This window comes from Ruegeria sp. HKCCE3926, from assembly GCF_017872515.1.
In the GTDB taxonomy this organism is placed as follows: domain Bacteria; phylum Pseudomonadota; class Alphaproteobacteria; order Rhodobacterales; family Rhodobacteraceae; genus Ruegeria.
The window spans coordinates 180,215-196,393 of the sequence record NZ_JAEDOU010000005.1 but is presented as its reverse complement, the minus strand read 5'-3'; the positions used below and the strand labels follow the sequence as shown (position 1 = coordinate 196,393).

At 60.2% G+C, this 16,179-nt stretch carries 16 protein-coding genes; 4 read left to right on the top strand and 12 right to left on the bottom strand.

Translation table 11 applies throughout. The features are described 5' to 3' along the window. Positions 1–61: 61 nt before the first annotated feature. Complete coding sequence (locus I9184_RS14500) at positions 62–1,132, bottom strand: SMP-30/gluconolactonase/LRE family protein (protein WP_209834986.1); 1,071 nt, start codon at positions 1,130–1,132, stop codon at positions 62–64. Between the two features lie 88 nt (positions 1,133–1,220). Between I9184_RS14500 and I9184_RS14495 the strand changes: the two genes are divergently transcribed. Then, positions 1,221–2,336: a pyridoxal phosphate-dependent aminotransferase gene (locus I9184_RS14495; protein ID WP_209834985.1), complete on the top strand. Its 1,116-nt coding sequence runs from the start codon at positions 1,221–1,223 to the stop codon at positions 2,334–2,336. 125 nt (positions 2,337–2,461) lie between these two features. Here I9184_RS14495 and I9184_RS14490 read toward each other — a convergent pair whose 3' ends face one another. From I9184_RS14490 to I9184_RS14465, 6 genes are all read right to left on the bottom strand, one after another. Continuing rightward, on the bottom strand, positions 2,462–3,652 hold the full coding sequence (locus tag I9184_RS14490) for an aminotransferase class V-fold PLP-dependent enzyme (protein ID WP_209834984.1): 1,191 nt from the start codon (positions 3,650–3,652) through the stop codon (positions 2,462–2,464). 51 nt (positions 3,653–3,703) lie between these two features. Then, complete coding sequence (locus I9184_RS14485; RefSeq protein WP_209834983.1) at positions 3,704–4,336, bottom strand: bifunctional 4-hydroxy-2-oxoglutarate aldolase/2-dehydro-3-deoxy-phosphogluconate aldolase; 633 nt, start codon at positions 4,334–4,336, stop codon at positions 3,704–3,706. Between the two features lie 4 nt (positions 4,337–4,340). After that, on the bottom strand, positions 4,341–6,146 hold the full coding sequence (edd, locus tag I9184_RS14480) for a phosphogluconate dehydratase (RefSeq protein WP_216598296.1): 1,806 nt from the start codon (positions 6,144–6,146) through the stop codon (positions 4,341–4,343). Between the two features lie 2 nt (positions 6,147–6,148). After that, on the bottom strand, positions 6,149–7,594 hold the full coding sequence (gene zwf / locus I9184_RS14475) for a glucose-6-phosphate dehydrogenase (RefSeq protein ID WP_209834982.1): 1,446 nt from the start codon (positions 7,592–7,594) through the stop codon (positions 6,149–6,151). Positions 7,595–7,743: 149 nt separating this feature from the next. After that, on the bottom strand, positions 7,744–9,987 hold the full coding sequence (gene ptsP / locus I9184_RS14470) for a phosphoenolpyruvate--protein phosphotransferase (protein WP_209834981.1): 2,244 nt from the start codon (positions 9,985–9,987) through the stop codon (positions 7,744–7,746). 46 nt (positions 9,988–10,033) lie between these two features. After that, entirely contained in the window at positions 10,034–11,272 is a 1,239-nt protein-coding gene (locus I9184_RS14465) for an aspartate kinase (RefSeq protein ID WP_171636914.1), read from the bottom strand. Positions 11,273–11,437: 165 nt separating this feature from the next. Here I9184_RS14465 and I9184_RS14460 point away from each other — a divergent pair, with 165 nt between their 5' ends. Then, positions 11,438–11,794 carry a hypothetical protein gene (locus tag I9184_RS14460; protein ID WP_171363717.1) on the top strand — a complete coding sequence of 119 codons (357 nt, stop codon included), beginning with the start codon at positions 11,438–11,440 and terminating at the stop codon, positions 11,792–11,794. On the opposite strand, the gene I9184_RS14455 is transcribed toward I9184_RS14460, so the two are convergent. From I9184_RS14455 to I9184_RS14435, 5 genes are all read right to left on the bottom strand, one after another. Beyond that, complete coding sequence (locus I9184_RS14455) at positions 11,788–12,426, bottom strand: SDR family oxidoreductase (RefSeq protein WP_209834980.1); 639 nt, start codon at positions 12,424–12,426, stop codon at positions 11,788–11,790. The genes I9184_RS14460 and I9184_RS14455 overlap by 7 nt on opposite strands. 2 nt (positions 12,427–12,428) lie before the next feature. Next, on the bottom strand, positions 12,429–12,884 hold the full coding sequence (locus I9184_RS14450) for a DUF1178 family protein (RefSeq protein ID WP_171330180.1): 456 nt from the start codon (positions 12,882–12,884) through the stop codon (positions 12,429–12,431). A 72-nt stretch (positions 12,885–12,956) separates the two neighbouring features. Beyond that, positions 12,957–13,418 (bottom strand): NUDIX hydrolase, encoded by a 462-nt coding sequence (locus I9184_RS14445; protein WP_171636911.1) that lies wholly within the window; start codon positions 13,416–13,418, stop codon positions 12,957–12,959. A 132-nt stretch (positions 13,419–13,550) separates the two neighbouring features. Continuing rightward, positions 13,551–14,294 carry an EcsC family protein gene (locus tag I9184_RS14440; RefSeq protein WP_171724418.1) on the bottom strand — a complete coding sequence of 248 codons (744 nt, stop codon included), beginning with the start codon at positions 14,292–14,294 and terminating at the stop codon, positions 13,551–13,553. Positions 14,295–14,346: 52 nt separating this feature from the next. Next, a complete protein-coding gene (locus I9184_RS14435; protein ID WP_171636909.1) occupies positions 14,347–14,841 on the bottom strand; it encodes an N-acetyltransferase in 495 nt (164 codons plus the stop codon). Positions 14,842–14,912: 71 nt separating this feature from the next. Here I9184_RS14435 and I9184_RS14430 point away from each other — a divergent pair, with 71 nt between their 5' ends. Then, positions 14,913–15,518 (top strand): flavin reductase family protein, encoded by a 606-nt coding sequence (locus I9184_RS14430; protein WP_171636908.1) that lies wholly within the window; start codon positions 14,913–14,915, stop codon positions 15,516–15,518. Continuing rightward, entirely contained in the window at positions 15,518–16,156 is a 639-nt protein-coding gene (locus I9184_RS14425; protein WP_209834979.1) for a CatB-related O-acetyltransferase, read from the top strand. The genes I9184_RS14430 and I9184_RS14425 overlap by 1 nt, the downstream gene beginning before the upstream one ends. Positions 16,157–16,179 lie beyond the last annotated feature (23 nt).

Below are 16,179 nucleotides of genomic sequence, written 5' to 3'. Positions count from 1 at the left end.
ACCTCCGGAAATTCAATCGTGACAAACATGCCCGGACAGACTGCGGAATACCACTGCGACGTCAGGGCATGTCGCTGACAGGCATTCGCCCGAACCACGGGGAATCGAGCGTCATGACATAGAACTGATCCCCCGCAATCTTACCGCCGGTCGTGATGCCCAAGCGGCCTTGCGGGTCCTGTAGCGTGCGCAGGATCGTACCATCGCCATCAAACTGCACCATCATGCCGCGATGGATCGGCGCGGGGCGCACTGCCGGACCCAATCGCCAGATCACCTTGCGCAGGAACGGGTACGGCATCAGCGCCTCGGACGGGACACGCGGGCTGGCGAAGGCCATCCAATAGGTGCCGTCGCCCTGAGCCTCGAGGTTGTCGGGATAGCCGGGCAGGTTTTCCAGCAGGATCTCTTGCCGCCCTGCATTTGGTCCGGTCAGCCACAGCTTGTGCACGCGCGCGCGACCTGTTTCCGCGATCAGCAGAAAATCCTCGTCAGGTGAAAGCGCGACACCGTTGGTATAGACAAAGCCCTCGGCGATTTTCTCGGTGCGGCCGTCGGGTGTGCGACGCGCGACGTAACCCGTATCGGACTGTTCCCAGATGGTGAGGACAGAGGTCGGTTTGGTCCCGCCCATGGTTTCAGGATCGAAGCGGTCAGATGAATTCGAGAAGTAGATCGTGCCATCCCGCGCCACATCCAGCTGGTTGGCGTAGATCACCGGCGCGCCGTTGATGTCGCCCACCAGCGTGTCCAATGTGCCCGGACCGGTCCAACGCATCACCCCCCGATAGCTGTCAGCGATGAAAAGCGCGCCATCCGGTCCGGCCTTGAGGCCGAGGGGACGACCGCCAAGTTGGTCAACCTCGACCGGTTCCGCCCCATTGATGCGGTAGAGAGTGCCGGACAGGCTGGTTGTGTAGATCGTGCCATCTGGCATGACAGCGATGTCTTCAGGGCCAATCTCTGCACCCGGCAGGCGAATCAGCTGCGCGACGCCCAGTGCGTTGTTCTCTGCGAAATCACCTGTGAAACCGGCATCTACCGGCATTTCGACGGCGACAGGTTTTACCGGGACGGGCCAGACCAGAAGATAGGCGAGGCCCAGGAAAATAACGATCGAGAGAATGCGCATCTGCGCTCCTTTATTCTTACTTCTTTTCCAGCGCGCCCAACGCCTGTGCGCGCTTGCTCATTGATCGGGCTTGGGGTTATCTGCGGACATGACCGGACCTCGATACACCCCGCTTGCCCAATCCCTGCCCGCCACCGTGCCCTTTGTCGGCCCGGAAACGCAAGAGCGCCAGCGCGGCGCGTCCTTTGTGGCCCGACTGGGCGCCAATGAGAGCATTTTCGGCCCCTCGCCCCGCGCGATCGAGGCCATGGCGCAAGCCGCGTCCGAGATCTGGATGTACGGCGACCCCGAAAACCATGACCTGCGCCATGCTTTGGCCGACCATCACGGCGTATCGCCGGAGAATATCGTCGTGGGCGAAGGTATTGACGGGCTGCTGGGCTATCTGGTGCGGCTGATCGTCGGGCCCGGGGATGCGGTTGTCACCTCGGACGGGGCCTATCCGACCTTCAACTATCATGTGGCCGGGTTCGGCGGCATTCTTCACAAAGTGCCGTATTCAGGTGATCACGAGGACCCATCGGCGCTTTTTGCCAAGGCGGCTGAGGTTGGTGCCAAACTGGTCTATCTGGCCAATCCGGACAATCCGATGGGCAGCTGGCATTCCGGCGCGGACATCGTGGCTACCATGGATGCCTTGCCTGATGGGTGCCTTCTGGTTCTGGATGAAGCCTATGTGGAATGTGCGCCCGAAGGGACGGCTGCACCTGTCAGTATAGATGATCCGCGCGTAATCCGGATGCGGACATTTTCTAAGGTCTATGGCATGGCGGGCGCGCGGGTTGGCTATGCCCTAGGAGCGCCCGACCTGATCGCAGCCTTCAACAAGGTGCGCAACCATTTCGGCATGAACCGAGCGGCGCAGGCCGGGGCGCTGGCCGCGTTGCAGGATGGCACCTGGCTGGAGCACATTAAGGCGCAAATCGTTGAGGCGCGTGAGCGGTTAGCAACGATTGCCTGCGAGAACGGGTTGGAGCCCCTGCCCTCCGCCACCAATTTCGTGGCGATTGACTGCGGGCGGGATGGCGATTTCGCCAAGGCCGTACTGGACGCTTTGGTTGCGCGGGGCTTGTTTGTCCGGATGCCGTTTGCAGCACCCCAGAACAGGTGCATCCGGGTAAGCTGTGGTGAAACAGCAGATCTGGATGCTTTTGCGGTCGCATTGCCCAAGGCGCTAGCGGAAGTGCGGGCAAAGACAGGCTAGCGCTGGTCTGTCTTGCCATCGGGTCAAAGGGGGGCTGTCTGCCCCCCATCGCGCAAAGCGCGATCCCCCCGAGGATATTTTTGGCCAGATGAAGGGGCGGATCGGTGCTGTTGGTCTGAGGCGTGTCAGGCGGCCAGAACGGCGGCTGCGGCCTCGAGCGCGCCTTTGCCACGGGGGATATCAAGAGCGGCCATGGCCGTTTCCATACCCCCCAGCATCGCCATCACCATCTGCCCGTTGACATGGCCCATATGCCCGAGGCGAAAACAGCTGTCGTAGTCCTCCATCCCAAGACCAATGCCCAGCGTCAGGCCCAGCTGATGTTCAGTGAACGCGCGCAGGGCCGTGCCGCGACCTTCTGTCAATCGCAAGGCCGTGACGGCGTGACTGCGGTGGGCGCGATCGGCAACGTTCAGATGCAGCGCGCCGCCTTCGGCCCATGTTTCGCAGGCCGCCCAGATGGCAGTGGCCAGACGTTCATGGCGGGCCCAGACCTGTTCGATCCCCTCTGCATGGATCAGATCAAGCGCGGCGCGCAGGCCAAAGAGGTGGTGCGTAGGCGCGGTGCCGTTGAAATACTGATAGAACAGGTCTGGATCGGCGCGCGGCTGCCAATCCCAATATTGCGAAACGCGCGGCATGGTGGCCCGTTTGGCTTGTGCTTTTTCGTTGAAGAAAACAAAGCCGATGCCCGCCGGGGTCATCAGGCCTTTTTGGCAAGCGGCAACTGTGACATCGACACCCCAGCCATCCATCTCGAACCTGTCACAGCCAAGCGAGGCAATGCAGTCTGCCATCAGCAGCGCCGGGTGTTGCAGGTCGTCCAGAAGCCTGCGCAGCGCCGGGATGTCGTTCCGGATCGAACTGGATGTATCCACATGGACCGCCAGAACCGCCTTGATCTGGTGGTTTCGATCCGCACGCAACGCGTCTGCGATCCGGTCAAAATCCCAGGTTGACGAGGTGCCGAAATCGATCAATTGAACCTTTGCCCCGATGCCTTCGGCCATCTCGGCCCAGCCATAGGTGAACCGGCCCGAGGCAGGAGCTAGAACGGTTTCGCCGGGGGCGATCACGTTGGACAGAGCGGCCTCCCAGGTGCCGTGACCATTGGCGATATAGATGGCAACGTTGTGATTTGTGCAGGCAACCCGGCACAGATCGCGGGTCAGGTCGGGCATCATGTCGATGAGCGCGCCATCATAGATGTTGGGCGACGGACGGTGCATGGCTTGCAAAACCGCATCCGGCATGACCGAAGGGCCCGGAATGGCCAAATATGTCCGCCCCTGGGAAAGGGATACCGTCTGTGTCATGGGGTCAACCTGTATAAATTGACGCCCACATTACCGAGAGGCCGCGCGGCGTCAATCCGCCAGCTTCGACGCCTCGCGCGCAAGTGTCTCGATCCCGGCCCAGTCGCCGTTTTCGACCAGTTGCTTTGGTGCGACCCAGCTTCCGCCAGCGCAGATCACGTTGGGCAATGACAGGTAGTCGCGGGCGTTGGCGGGGGACACGCCCCCGGTCGGGCAAAAGCTGATCTGGGGGAGCGGCGCGCCGATTGCCTTGAGCGCGGGCGCGCCGCCCGAGGCCTCGGCCGGGAAGAATTTCAACATGTCATAGCCTTTTTCCAGCAACGCCATAGCCTCGCTTGCCGTCGCGGCGCCGGGCAACAGCGGCAGGTCTTCGGCTTCGCAGGCCGCGATCAGGGCATCCGTGGCACCGGGGGAAACGCCGAACTGCGCGCCCGCCTTTTTGGCGGCGCAGACGTCTTCGGGTGTGACCAGCGTACCTGCGCCGACCACGCCGCCCGGCACCTTGGCCATCGCGCGGATCGCGTCGAGCGCGGCGGGCGTGCGCAAGGTGACCTCAAGCGCGGGCAAGCCGCCGGCGACCAATGCCTCGGCCAGCGGGCGGGCCTGCGCGACGTCATCGACAACCAGAACCGGAACAATGGGCGCCAGAGCGCAGATTTCGCGGGTGCGTTGGGATTTGGACATGAGGTTAAACTCCGAAAACGCTGGCACCGGTGTCGGCCGAGCCGACATTCTGGCGGAACGCACCAAAAAGATCGCGCCCAGCGCCGTGTTGATTGGCGGACAGGTCGGCGGTCGCGGGGGACCGGTCCAGAACGCCTGCGGTGAGGATTTCCAGATCACCCCTGACCGCGTCGACGCGCAGGACGTCACCGTCCTGAAGGTATGCAATGGGGCCGCGGTCGAGCGCCTCGGGGACAACATGGATGGCGGCGGGTACTTTGCCGGAAGCGCCAGACATGCGGCCATCGGTGACCAGAGCCACTTTCTGGCCCCGGCCCTGCAGGATCGACAGCATGGGCGTCAGCGAGTGCAGTTCCGGCATCCCGTTGGCCTTGGGGCCCTGAAACCGGACCACGACGATAACGTCATCTGTGAACTCTCCGGCCTTGAAGGCGGCTTTCACCTCATCCTGATCGTGGAACACCCGCACGGGTGCTTCGACGACCTGATGTTCCGGCGCTACGGCTGATACTTTCATAACCCCAGTGCCCAGATTGCCGGTCAGGCGCGACAGGCCCCCGGTGGGTTGGAACGGGTCATTGGCTGGGCGCAGGATCTTTTCGTTCAGGCTGTGTCCCGAACCATCCTGCCAGATCAACTCGCCATCGATCAGTTTGGGTTCCTTGGTATAGTTGTGCAGCCCCTGACCTGCGACGGTCAGCGTGTCCGGGTGCAGCAAGCCTTGTTCAAGCAGAGTACCGATCGTGTACCCAAGGCCGCCGGCCGCGTGGTAATGGTTCACATCCGCCAGGCCGTTGGGATAGACCCGCGCGACCAGCGGCACCACAGCGGAAATATCGGAAAAATCCTGCCAGTCCAGCACGATACCACCAGCGCGCGCCATGGCGATCAGGTGGATCAGCAGATTGGTTGAACCACCGGTTGCCATCAGACCGACGATGCCATTGACGAAAGCGCGCTCGTCCAGAACCTGACAGACCGGAGTGTAGCTGTTGCCCAACGCGCTGAGCGACAGGGCACGGCGCGCGCCTTCCTCGGTCAGGGCGTCACGCAACGGGGTATTCGGATTGACGAAGCTGGAGCCCGGCAGGTGCAGCCCCATAAACTCCATCAGCATCTGGTTGGTATTGGCGGTGCCATAAAAAGTACAGGTACCGGGGCCGTGATAGGCCGCCATTTCAGCCTTCATCAGCTCTTCGCGGCCCACTTCCCCGGCGGCGAATTTCTGTCGGACCTTGGCTTTTTCGTCGTTCGGCAAGCCGCTGGTCATCGGGCCTGCGGGCAGGAATACGGCAGGCAGATGGCCAAAGGCCTGCGCGCCGATGATCAAGCCGGGCACAATCTTGTCGCACACCCCAAGAAAAACAGCCGCGTCATAGGTGTTGTGGCTAAGCGCCACACCGGTTGCCAACGCGATGACGTCGCGTGAGAACAGCGACAGCTCCATCCCCGCTTCGCCCTGGGTGACACCGTCGCACATGGCTGGCACACCGCCTGCCACCTGTGCCGTTCCGCCGGCGGCACGGATCGCATCGCGGATCAGGGCGGGATAGCGTTCAAACGGCTGATGAGCCGAAAGCATGTCATTATAGGCGGTGACAATACCCAGATTGCCCGCAGTGCCGGTGGCCATCGATTGCTGATCCTCACCCGCGCCCGCATAGGCATGGGCCTGACCGCTACAGGACAGATGCGCACGGGCAGGACCCTTGGATCTGGCTTGCTCCATCCGTTCAAGATGTGGGCCGCGCAGATCGGCGCTGCGGTCGATGATCCGTTTGGTGACATCGGAAATGACTGAGTGAACCATGATTACCCTCCGATCTGACGCCAGCGGCGCCCATCGCGATGCATCAGCATCAATGCTTCTTCGGGGCCTGAACTGCCCTGATCGTACCGGGACGGGCGGTCTCCGCGCTGCTCCCAGCCCTGAATGATGGGATCGACCCAGGCCCAGGCGGCCTCGGCCTCGTCCCCACGCATGAACAGTGTCTGATCGCCACGGATGACATCCATGATCAGCCGCTCATAAGCGTCGGGGGCTTGCGCTTCGGCCCCAAGCGCATCGGCAAAGCTCATGTCCAGCGCAACATCCGACAGCCGGAAGCCCCCCGGCCCCGGATCCTTGATCGTGGTGCGCAAGGTGATTCCTTCGTCAGGTTGCAACCGGATCACCAGAACGTTTCCGTGCAGAGGGCCGACATTGGGAAAAATCGTGTGCGGCGGATCGCGGAAGAACACCGCAATTTCGGATTCCCGCGCGCGCAGACGCTTGCCAGTACGCAGATAGAACGGCACACCTGCCCAACGCCAGTTGCCAATATGAACCTTGAGGGCGATGAAGCTTTCGGTTCGGCTGGCGGGGTTGCCGACATGATCGACATAACCGCCCTCGCCCTTTTCGGCCCGGTACTGACCGCGCGCGATGTCAGACTGGGCCACGGGCTCGAGCGCTTCGATCACCTTGACCTTTTCATCGCGCACCGCGTTGGGCGAGAATTTCGAAGGCGGTTCCATTGCGGTCAGACACAGCAACTGCACCAGATGGTTCTGGACCATGTCCCGCATTGCGCCGGACTGATCGTAATAGGCCCCGCGCCCTTCGACGCTTACGGTCTCGGCCACCGTGATCTGCACGTGGTCGATATGGGTCGAATTCCAGAGCGGTTCGAACAGCGAGTTGGCAAAGCGCAGCGCCATCAGATTCTGCACGGTCTCTTTGCCCAGATAATGGTCGATCCGGTAAATCTGATGTTCTTCGAAACAGGCACGCAAGCCTTCGTTCAGCGCCTTCGCCGAGGCAAGGTCGTGCCCAAATGGTTTTTCGACGACAATGCGGCTGTAAGGTGTCGCAAGACCGGCGTCATGCAGCCGCTGCGCGATACCCGAAAAAAGGCTTGGTCCAACGGACAAATAAAAGGCCCGCACGACGTCTTCGCGCATCCGTTCTTTCAGGTCGGACCACCCGGTCTCGCCCAGCGCATCCACGGGCACATATTCGACATGGGCAAGGAACCGATCCATTGTTTCCCGGGAAAAACCGGGCGCGAACTGTTCCATCGATTTTCGGACCTGATCGCGAAACCCGTCATTGTCGATATCAGAGCGTGCCGTACCGATGATCCGCGCGCCGTCGGGCATTTGGCCGACCTCGAAGCGATGGTACAGGCCCGGCAGGATTTTACGCTGCGCCAGATCGCCGGTCGCACCGAAAAGTACCAGATCAAATGGCTCTACCGGAATTACGCGTGAAACCATCACAGGCTCCTTCTGAATTTGCCGATATCAGCTTAGCACGGCGTGATACCCCGAAAAACCCAATATGTTATCGCTAACATTGCATGTCTATTAGAAAACCGCCCATGAAAAATCAAGCACAGTTTGAAGAAACCGTGCCGTTTAGCGCATCAGGTCTGATGGCGCAGCCAGTCCATGACCGCAGGACGCACCGATTGCTCTCCGCGGTGGCGCGCGTCAGCGATGATTTTGCGAACCTCCGTCAGATTGGACCGCAACAGCAGGCTTTTGACCGGGCCGATCGAGGCAGGCCGCATCGACAGCGTCCGAATCCCCATCGCCGCAAGGCACAAGGCCTCGACCGGGCGGCCAGCATCTTCGCCACAGAAGCTGAGTGGCGTGTCCGAGATATCGCAGCGTTCGACGATGCGTTCCATCAGGCTCAGGAAGCTGACATTCAACGTGTCATAGCGACGCCGGACCAGTTCGTTTTCACGGTCAGCAGCAAAGAAGAACTGCTTTAGATCGTTCCCGCCGATCGAAATGAAGTCCACTTCGTCAAAGAATTTCTGCGGCGCGAAGGCCAGCGACGGCGTTTCCAGCATCGCGCCAACTTCAAGCATCTCGGGCAGCACATGACCCAACCGTTTTTCCCGCTCGATGGTTTTGTTCACTTCCCAACGGGCTTCGCGATATTCCTCGGCCTGCGCGACAAAAGGGAACATGATGGTCAGCGGTCGACCATTGGCGGCGCGCAGCAGGGCCTGCAACTGCATCCTCATGACGCCGCGCTTGTCCAGACCGACCCGAATGGCGCGCCAGCCCAGCGCCGGGTTTGGTTCCGCCACGTGCTTCATATAGGGCAGAACCTTGTCCGACCCGATATCGAGTGTGCGGAATACCACCCTTTTGCCACCTGCCGCGTCCAGAACGCGCTGATACTGGCTGACCAGTTCTGACCGTTTCGGCATCTGGTTGCGGATCAGGAATTGCAGTTCAGTGCGGAACAGGCCAACGCCCTCGGCGCCCGAGGTGTCAAGCGATGGCAGATCGGCCATCAGACCTGCATTCATCACAAGGTTAATCCGCGAGCCATCGCGCGTCACGCAGGGTGTTTCGCGGATCGACGCATAACGTTCCTGCGCCTTTGCCTGCATCGCGATCTTGTCGCGGAAGGCACTGACCACACTGTCTTCCGGGCGCAGATGCACAACACCTTGATCGCCATCCACCAGAATATGATCTCCGTTCAGGGCCTCGGTGGTGATCCGGCCCACATGCACGACCAAAGGAATCGCAAGCGCCCGCGCAACAATCGTGGCATGACTGCCGACAGAGCCTTCTTCAAGCACGATCCCCTTCAGCGCCCGTCCGTATTCCAGCAAGTCGCCGGGGCCGATATTGCGCGCGATCAGGATCGGATCGGGTGGCAGATCAGCACTGTCCGTCTTGCCTTGCCCAGTCAGGATGCGCAGCAGGCGATTGCTGAGATCGTCCAGATCCGCAAGACGTTCACGCAAGTACGGATCGGTGACCTGCCCCATGCGCGCACGGGCCTGGGATTGTTCTTTCTCCACCGCGGCTTCGGCGCTGAGACCCAGGGCTATGTCTTCCTCCATCCGCCGCATCCAGCCTTTGGAATTGGCAAACATGCGGTAAGCTTCCAGGACCTTCAGCTGTTCCTTGTCGCCGCCCTGCGAAATTTCGAGCATCTTGTCGACGCCGACGCGCAGTTCTTCCACCGCATCGACCAAACGTTCGCGTTCCCGGTGAGGGTCTTCGGCAATGGGGTTGGTAACCACCACGCGGGGTTCGTGCAGCCAGACATGCCCTTCGGCAGACCCTTCCTGCGCCGGGCCGCCGCGCAGCAGAACCGATTGCTGGTGCAGGGGTGACAGGGCCGCGCCTTCGCCGACAAAGGCGCCAAGCTCGGCCATTTCGGCCAGCACCATGGCGACCACTTCCAGTGCATAGACCTCATCTGCGGAAAACTCGCGCGCCTCGCGGGACTGGACGACCAGAACGCCCAGCTTTTCCCCAAGGCGTTGAACCGGCACACCCAGGAACGAGGAGTACCGCTCCTCGCCGGTTTCCGGCATGTAACGGAAGCCCTTGGCCGACGGCGCGTCGGCGGTGTTGACGACCTTGCCGAACTTGGCGACCCGCCCCACAAGACCTTCGCCCATGCGCATCCGGGTTTTATGAACCGCTTCCGGAGACAGCCCCTCGGTCGCGCAAAGTTCCAGCGTGTCCTCATCGCGAAACAGATAGATGGAACACACCTCGGCCCTGATGCTGTCGGCAATCAGGTGCGTGATCCGGTCAAGACGTTCCTGACCGGCGGCTTCGCTCGCCATTTCTTCGCGCAACCGCCGCAGCAGCTTGCGGGATTCTGTTTCCGTGCCGTCCGCCATGGCCCAACCGATTTAGTGTGTCAGGCGATACCTTTGGCCGATAAGCTCAGGCCGCCTTGTCCAGTTCAAAGGCATCATGCAGTGCCTGAACAGCAAGTTCCATGTATTTCCTGTCGACAAGGACGGAAATTTTGATCTCGGAGGTTGTAATGACCTTGATGTTGATCCCCTCATCCGAGAGCACCTTGAACATCTTGGCCGCCACGCCCGATTGCGAGCGCATCCCGATACCCACAACCGAGACCTTGCAGACATCAGTGTCTGCAACCAGTTCGGCATAGTTCAGCTCGCCCTTTTCCTTGATCTCCAGCAGCGCTTTTTCGGCGCGTGCCACCTGATCGGTGGGACAGGAAAAGGTCATGTCCGTGCGTCCCTCGTCCGAGATGTTCTGGACGATCATGTCGACGTTCACACCCTCTTCGCTGAGCGCCGAGAAGATTGTCGTGGCGATGCCGGGGCGGTCCGCCACGGAAACAACGGTCATTTTCGCCTCGTCGCGGGAATAGGCCACACCGGCCACAACATTGGATTCCATGATATCCTCCTCGTCGCAGACCAGCGTGCCGGCCTCATCGGATTGTTCTTCAAAACTTGAGAGAACGCGCAGTTTGACTTTGTATCGCATCGCAAGTTCGACCGAGCGGGTTTGCAGCACCTTGGCACCAAGCGACGCCAGTTCCAGCATTTCTTCGAACGAGATGCGGTCCAGCTTGCGTGCCTTTTCGCAGATGCGCGGATCGGTGGTATAGACGCCATCAACGTCCGTATAGATGTCGCAGCGTTCGGCGTCGAAGGCTGCCGCAAAGGCAACCGCCGTGGTATCCGACCCACCCCGACCCAGCGTGGTGATGCGGCCTTCGGGGCTGATCCCTTGGAAGCCTGCAACCACGGCAACGCGCATTCCTTCGCCGAATTTCTGATTCAGGTTCTCGGTCGGGATTTCCTCGATCCGCGCCTGACTGTGCGCGCTGGTGGTCAGCAGCGGCACCTGCCAGCCCTGCCAGCTGCGCGCGGGGATGTCCATTTCCTGCAAGGTCAGCGCCATCAGTCCAGCTGTAACATTCTCGCCCGAGGACACGACCGCGTCGTATTCCCTGGCGTCGAACAGAGGCGACGTTTCGTTCACCCAGCCCACAAGCTCGTTGGTCTTGCCCGACATGGCCGAGACGATGACGATCACGTCATAGCCCTTGGCAACTTCAACGCCGATACGTTTGGCGGCGCGGCGGATGCGGTCCAGATTGGCGACCGATGTGCCGCCGAATTTCATTACGAGTACGGGCATGGGGGCAAAAGTCTCCGCGCCTTGGATTTGACGTTCCGTGCCTCATAAGCGAGGGGCACCGCAAGGGCAAGGGCGCAAAGGAGTTCTGCCTGCGGCGCAGGGCCGCTTTACATTGCACCGGCGCGATGTCAGCCTGAGGATAACAACCAGATAAAGAGGTTCCTCATGTTTCGCCTAGCCCTCGCCTTTGCCCTATTATCATCGCCTGCACTGGCCCAGGTCGCGAGTGTTGCCGGGACGGACGGCAAGAACGCGTTGGGCACAATTCCCTGCGCTGCAAATGCCGGTGATCCCGTACAAAGCTGCCACGCGGAACTGCGCCGCCATGATGACGGAAACATAACGGTCGCAGTGGCCCTGGGAGGCGGACATGTGCGCAATATCTATTTCAAGGATGGTGTGCCGGAATCCAGCAATTCGACCTCGAAAATCTCACATGAAACGCGAGGCGATATGATGGTGGTCTACATTGAACCTGGTGAGGTCTTCGAAATCCCCAAAGCCGCATTGGCCTCTCAGTAGGCGTGCGGTTGCCCGTCATAGGTTTCAAAACAGCCCGTTGTGCTTAGCGACAAGGCATCAAATCGTTCAATCAGGCCGGACACGGCCTGATCCACATCGATATCCGCCGCTGCACCGCCCATATCCGTCTGAACCCAGCCCGGATGATAGATGCCGACGGCAATCCCGTCATCTTTGAGATCCATCGCCAGATTCCGCCCAAGGTTCAGAGCCGCCGCCTTGGATGCGCGGTAGATATAACTGCCACCCGGCGCAAGTGTGTGCGACGCCATTTTCGACGAAAGGATCGCAACTTTACCGCCCGCGGCGCGCAGGTTAGGCAACAGGGTCTGTATGGTCAGAAAGACCCCCGTGACATTTACCGCAAAGCTTTGCGCCCACATGTCGGCCGGGTAGCCATCGATCGAATGCCCCTTGTCCAGATACACGCCGGCATTGCAGACCAGCAGGTCGACAGGCTGGTCTTTCATCTGTTCTGCCATGGCGGATTGCTGCACGGGATCGGACACATCCAGACGCACCTGCATGCTGCCGTCACGCGCCGTCCCAGTGACCTTGTCCCCCCGGTTCACGTAATGCTTTGCCAGGGCTTGCCCGATGCCGCGATTGGCGCCGGTGATCATGATGTGCATGATCAATTGGTCTTTCTGCTGGGGACAAACGGCAGCGGAGCCACCGGCACGCCATCTTCGATCAGGGATTTCGCCTCATCCAGCTTGGCTTCTCCGTAGATGGCACGCTCCGGAGCCTCGCCCAGATGAATCTTGCGCGCCTCGCTGGCGAAATCTTTCCCGACATAATCCGAGTTTTCTTCGACATGGCGGCGCATTTCGGCCAAAACCTTCTCGATTTCGGGCGATGGCGTTGCAACGTCGATCTTTTCTTCCGGAGTGGAACGGATTTCACTTTTCTTCCTGGCATTCCGCGCCGGGCGGACGCGAGGCGTCATGACCGCTTTCTCGACCTGCGTGCACCCGCAAACCGCGCAGGTGACCATACCCACAGAGGCCAGCTTGTCATAGGCTTCTGCGGATTGGAACCAACTGTCGAAACTGTGGCCTTCGCTGCATTTCAACGCGTATTGAATCATGTTCAGTCCAAAAAAACGATTGGCGAATAGATACCGATCAAGGTGACAATATCAAGCCTATCAGATGCTACTTCAATGTGAGTACGGCTTAAAGTCGCGCAACAATTCAGCGAGCTCATGAGAATCGACCTTTAGCGCCGCTTTTTTCGGCGAAAACCATTTGCGCCGACGCTCGGTCTTTTCCGGGTATTCCTGCGACACAGCGCTTACATGCACTGGAAAAACATCCACCAGACATAAGGATGGGGGCCGGTTCGAATGATGTTTGTGGTGCAGGAACTGCCCCAGTCGCACCCCGCTGATCCGACCAGATACGCCCGCCTCTTCCCAAGCCTCTTGCAATGCGGTTTCCTGCGGGCTCAGACCGGGGATGAGCCATCCTTTGGGAATGATCCATCGCCGTGCCTTGCGTGTCGTGACCAACAAAATCTTGGGACGGCCGCGCTTGATCCGGAAACACAAAGCCGAGGATTGCCGCAAAACTGGCTGCCTTGCAGCTTTTGGAAGGTCATGAAGCAACAATCGTGCTTTCATCAAGCGACGCTCCCTTTCGGTCGAACGTCAGCCATCCAAATTGGTACGCTCACCCAATCTAGCGGCTGGCACTTGCAATCATACCACATGATGTATCACACGCCAAGTCACTCACGTCGCCCAGGATATCGCCTACATTCGGGCAGAAAGCCGCCGTGCCAGATCCTCATGGGGGATGTCAGCGTCAATTGCCAACCGGCGCAAACCGAAATGCACGCGCGCTATCTGTTGGTAGTAGCGCGTGTAGACATAATTCGTGCCACCGCCGGCCAATGCCCCCAGCACAGGAACGGACTGGGCTGCAAGCTTTTGCCCCAGTACTATCGAAAAACGCGGCGCAACGGCGGCAATCAGGCGTTGCATGGCCGGTCCGGTCAGGGTCAGCCGGACCGAGAAAAACCCCAGGTCTGCCCCATCATCATGCGACAATGGTCCAGCTGCCGACAAGACGCGGACGCAATCGAACTTTACGTTTTCGGCAGAGGGATCAAACCCCTCGCGCGCGGCGGCCCCTTGAATGGCACGCAGCAGCATCGCGGTTGTCGCGGGCAGCTCCATCAAGGCTGTCGAAACGCCGCCCAGCCCCCCGGCCGCACCCATGGCAGTCGTCAGCGCGGTATTGACCCAGGGCTGTTGATCAGGAACCGCGCGCCGCGAGCCCTCGGCCGCATGCATCGCCAGCCATAACGCCTGTTCGGTTGCGCCTGTCAGGCCATTCCGAACGGGTTCTGGCAATTGCTCCAGCAAAGACTCGGCTGACCCCCCAAGTTTGTTGAGAAGTTTCACGCCGACCCCTCCGGCGGACCGGTAGTGATCCGCCAAACGATCCAGTTCGGCCTCGGTATCCACGTTTTCAACAAGAACAACGTTCTGCATTCACGCCCTCCTGCCTTTCAACATCGGCGTTGCGCAGCATGGTTTCAATAGGTCAGCGGCTCCAACGTGTCACCGCGCCCTGAACCCCGGACCAGGCGCCGGGCACCAGTTCCAGCCCCAAAACCCGGTCAGGGTTGGTGGGCGGAGGCATTTCGACCGCGTGCAATCGCGTGAAACCGAACCGGCTGTAATAGGGCTGATCCCCGACCAGCATGACCCTCTGCCAACCGCGGGTGCGCCCCGCTTCGACTCCTGCATGTATCAGATATCCACCCAGGCCTTCACCTTGGTGGGTGGGGTGCACGGCAACCGGCCCCAGCAGCAGAGCATCATGATCACCAACATGAACCGGCCAGAACCGGATCGCACCGGCCAGAATCCCCTGACCGTCGCGCACGACCAAAGACAAGCCCGCAACCGGCGGTACATCATCACGCAAGCGGTAGGACGACAAAGCCTCGCGACCCGGCGCAAAACACAGGTCATACAGGGCTTCGACCTCCCACCAGTCGTCCGGCTCTTCCGGCCTGATCCCGAATTGCTGCACCCTGCCCTCATTTACTTGCTGGCAATCGCCCTAGCACTTCGCTACGCCTTGGGCAAACGCTTGGAGATCAGATGTTCTACCGCCCCGAAGACGGCCACGGATTGCCGCACAACCCGTTCAACGCCATCATCACGCCGCGCCCGATTGGCTGGATTTCGACTCGGGACGCGGATGGGGTCAACAATCTGGCACCCTATTCCTTCTTTAACGGCGTCGCCTATACGCCACCACAGGTCATGTTTGCCTCGACCGGCACCAAACAGGATCAGAACGCCGGCAAGGACAGCATCGCCAATATCGAGGCCACGGGCGTGTTTTGCGTAAATGTCGTGGCCCAAGCGCATCGGGACGCAATGAATGCAAGTTCGGCCGGGTTGCCGAAAGAAGTTGATGAGTTTTCGCATGCCGGGCTTTCACCCATAGAATGCGAAACCATACCCTGCGCACGGATCGAAGGGGTTCCAGCTGCGCTGGAATGCAAGCTGACCCAGATCGTCACGCTGCCCGGTGAAGCCAATCGGGTGGTGTTTGGCGAAGTGACAGGTGTACACCTGCACGACGATCATATTCGGGATGGCAAGTTTGACGTGACCTCGTTCCAACCTTTGGCACGGCTCGGGTATCGCGATTACTCTGTCGTTTCCGAGTTGTTCAGCCTTTCGAGACCGGATGACTGATGCCCCTGCCTGACGCTGCGCGCCGATATCCTGTCACTCTGCCTGACGGCACGGAACATAAAGGAACGGCCTTTCTGTCACGAGTTATCAACCACCCCAGAATTCAGGTGGGAGATTACACCTACGCATCAGATTTTGACGAACCCGAGGATTGGGCCAATCGGTTGGCCCCTTACCTGTTCGAGTTCTCGCGCGAAAAGCTGGTTTTGGGAAAGTTTTGCCAAATTGCCCATGGCGTCCGCTTTGTGACAGCCTCGGCAAATCACGCAACGGATGGGATAACCTGCTTTCCCTTTCCGGTTTTCGATCCGGAACAGATGCTGGAATTCCAGCCGGACGTCCGTGACACCGTGATCGGCAATGATGTCTGGATCGGCTATGGCGCGCTGATCATGCCAGGAGCCAGTATCGGTGACGGAGCGATAATCGGCGCGGGTTCAGTCGTGCGTGGAACCATCCCGCCGTATGCGATCGTCTCGGGCAATCCTGCCGAAGTACGGCGATACCGGTTTGACGCCGACACAATCGAGCGGTTGCTTGCTTTAAAGTGGTGGGATTGGCCAGCCGAACTGATCGCCGAAGCCGAAAGCGCTCTGCTGACGGGAGATATCGATAAGCTGGAGCGCTTGGACCCTTGAAAAAGGCGGCCTGATTGGCCGCC

Coding starts and splice junctions, on each gene's coding strand:
- I9184_RS14500 (WP_209834986.1), bottom strand. CDS start 1,132: ATGCGCATTCTCTCGATCGTTATTTTCCTGGGCCTCGCCTATCTTCTG.
- I9184_RS14495 (WP_209834985.1), top strand. CDS start 1,221: ATGACCGGACCTCGATACACCCCGCTTGCCCAATCCCTGCCCGCCACC.
- I9184_RS14490 (WP_209834984.1), bottom strand. CDS start 3,652: ATGACACAGACGGTATCCCTTTCCCAGGGGCGGACATATTTGGCCATT.
- I9184_RS14485 (WP_209834983.1), bottom strand. CDS start 4,336: ATGTCCAAATCCCAACGCACCCGCGAAATCTGCGCTCTGGCGCCCATT.
- edd (WP_216598296.1), bottom strand. CDS start 6,146: ATGGTTCACTCAGTCATTTCCGATGTCACCAAACGGATCATCGACCGC.
- zwf (WP_209834982.1), bottom strand. CDS start 7,594: ATGGTTTCACGCGTAATTCCGGTAGAGCCATTTGATCTGGTACTTTTC.
- ptsP (WP_209834981.1), bottom strand. CDS start 9,987: ATGGCGGACGGCACGGAAACAGAATCCCGCAAGCTGCTGCGGCGGTTG.
- I9184_RS14465 (WP_171636914.1), bottom strand. CDS start 11,272: ATGCCCGTACTCGTAATGAAATTCGGCGGCACATCGGTCGCCAATCTG.
- I9184_RS14460 (WP_171363717.1), top strand. CDS start 11,438: ATGTTTCGCCTAGCCCTCGCCTTTGCCCTATTATCATCGCCTGCACTG.
- I9184_RS14455 (WP_209834980.1), bottom strand. CDS start 12,426: ATGCACATCATGATCACCGGCGCCAATCGCGGCATCGGGCAAGCCCTG.
- I9184_RS14450 (WP_171330180.1), bottom strand. CDS start 12,884: ATGATTCAATACGCGTTGAAATGCAGCGAAGGCCACAGTTTCGACAGT.
- I9184_RS14445 (WP_171636911.1), bottom strand. CDS start 13,418: ATGAAAGCACGATTGTTGCTTCATGACCTTCCAAAAGCTGCAAGGCAG.
- I9184_RS14440 (WP_171724418.1), bottom strand. CDS start 14,294: ATGCAGAACGTTGTTCTTGTTGAAAACGTGGATACCGAGGCCGAACTG.
- I9184_RS14430 (WP_171636908.1), top strand. CDS start 14,913: ATGTTCTACCGCCCCGAAGACGGCCACGGATTGCCGCACAACCCGTTC.
- I9184_RS14425 (WP_209834979.1), top strand. CDS start 15,518: ATGCCCCTGCCTGACGCTGCGCGCCGATATCCTGTCACTCTGCCTGAC.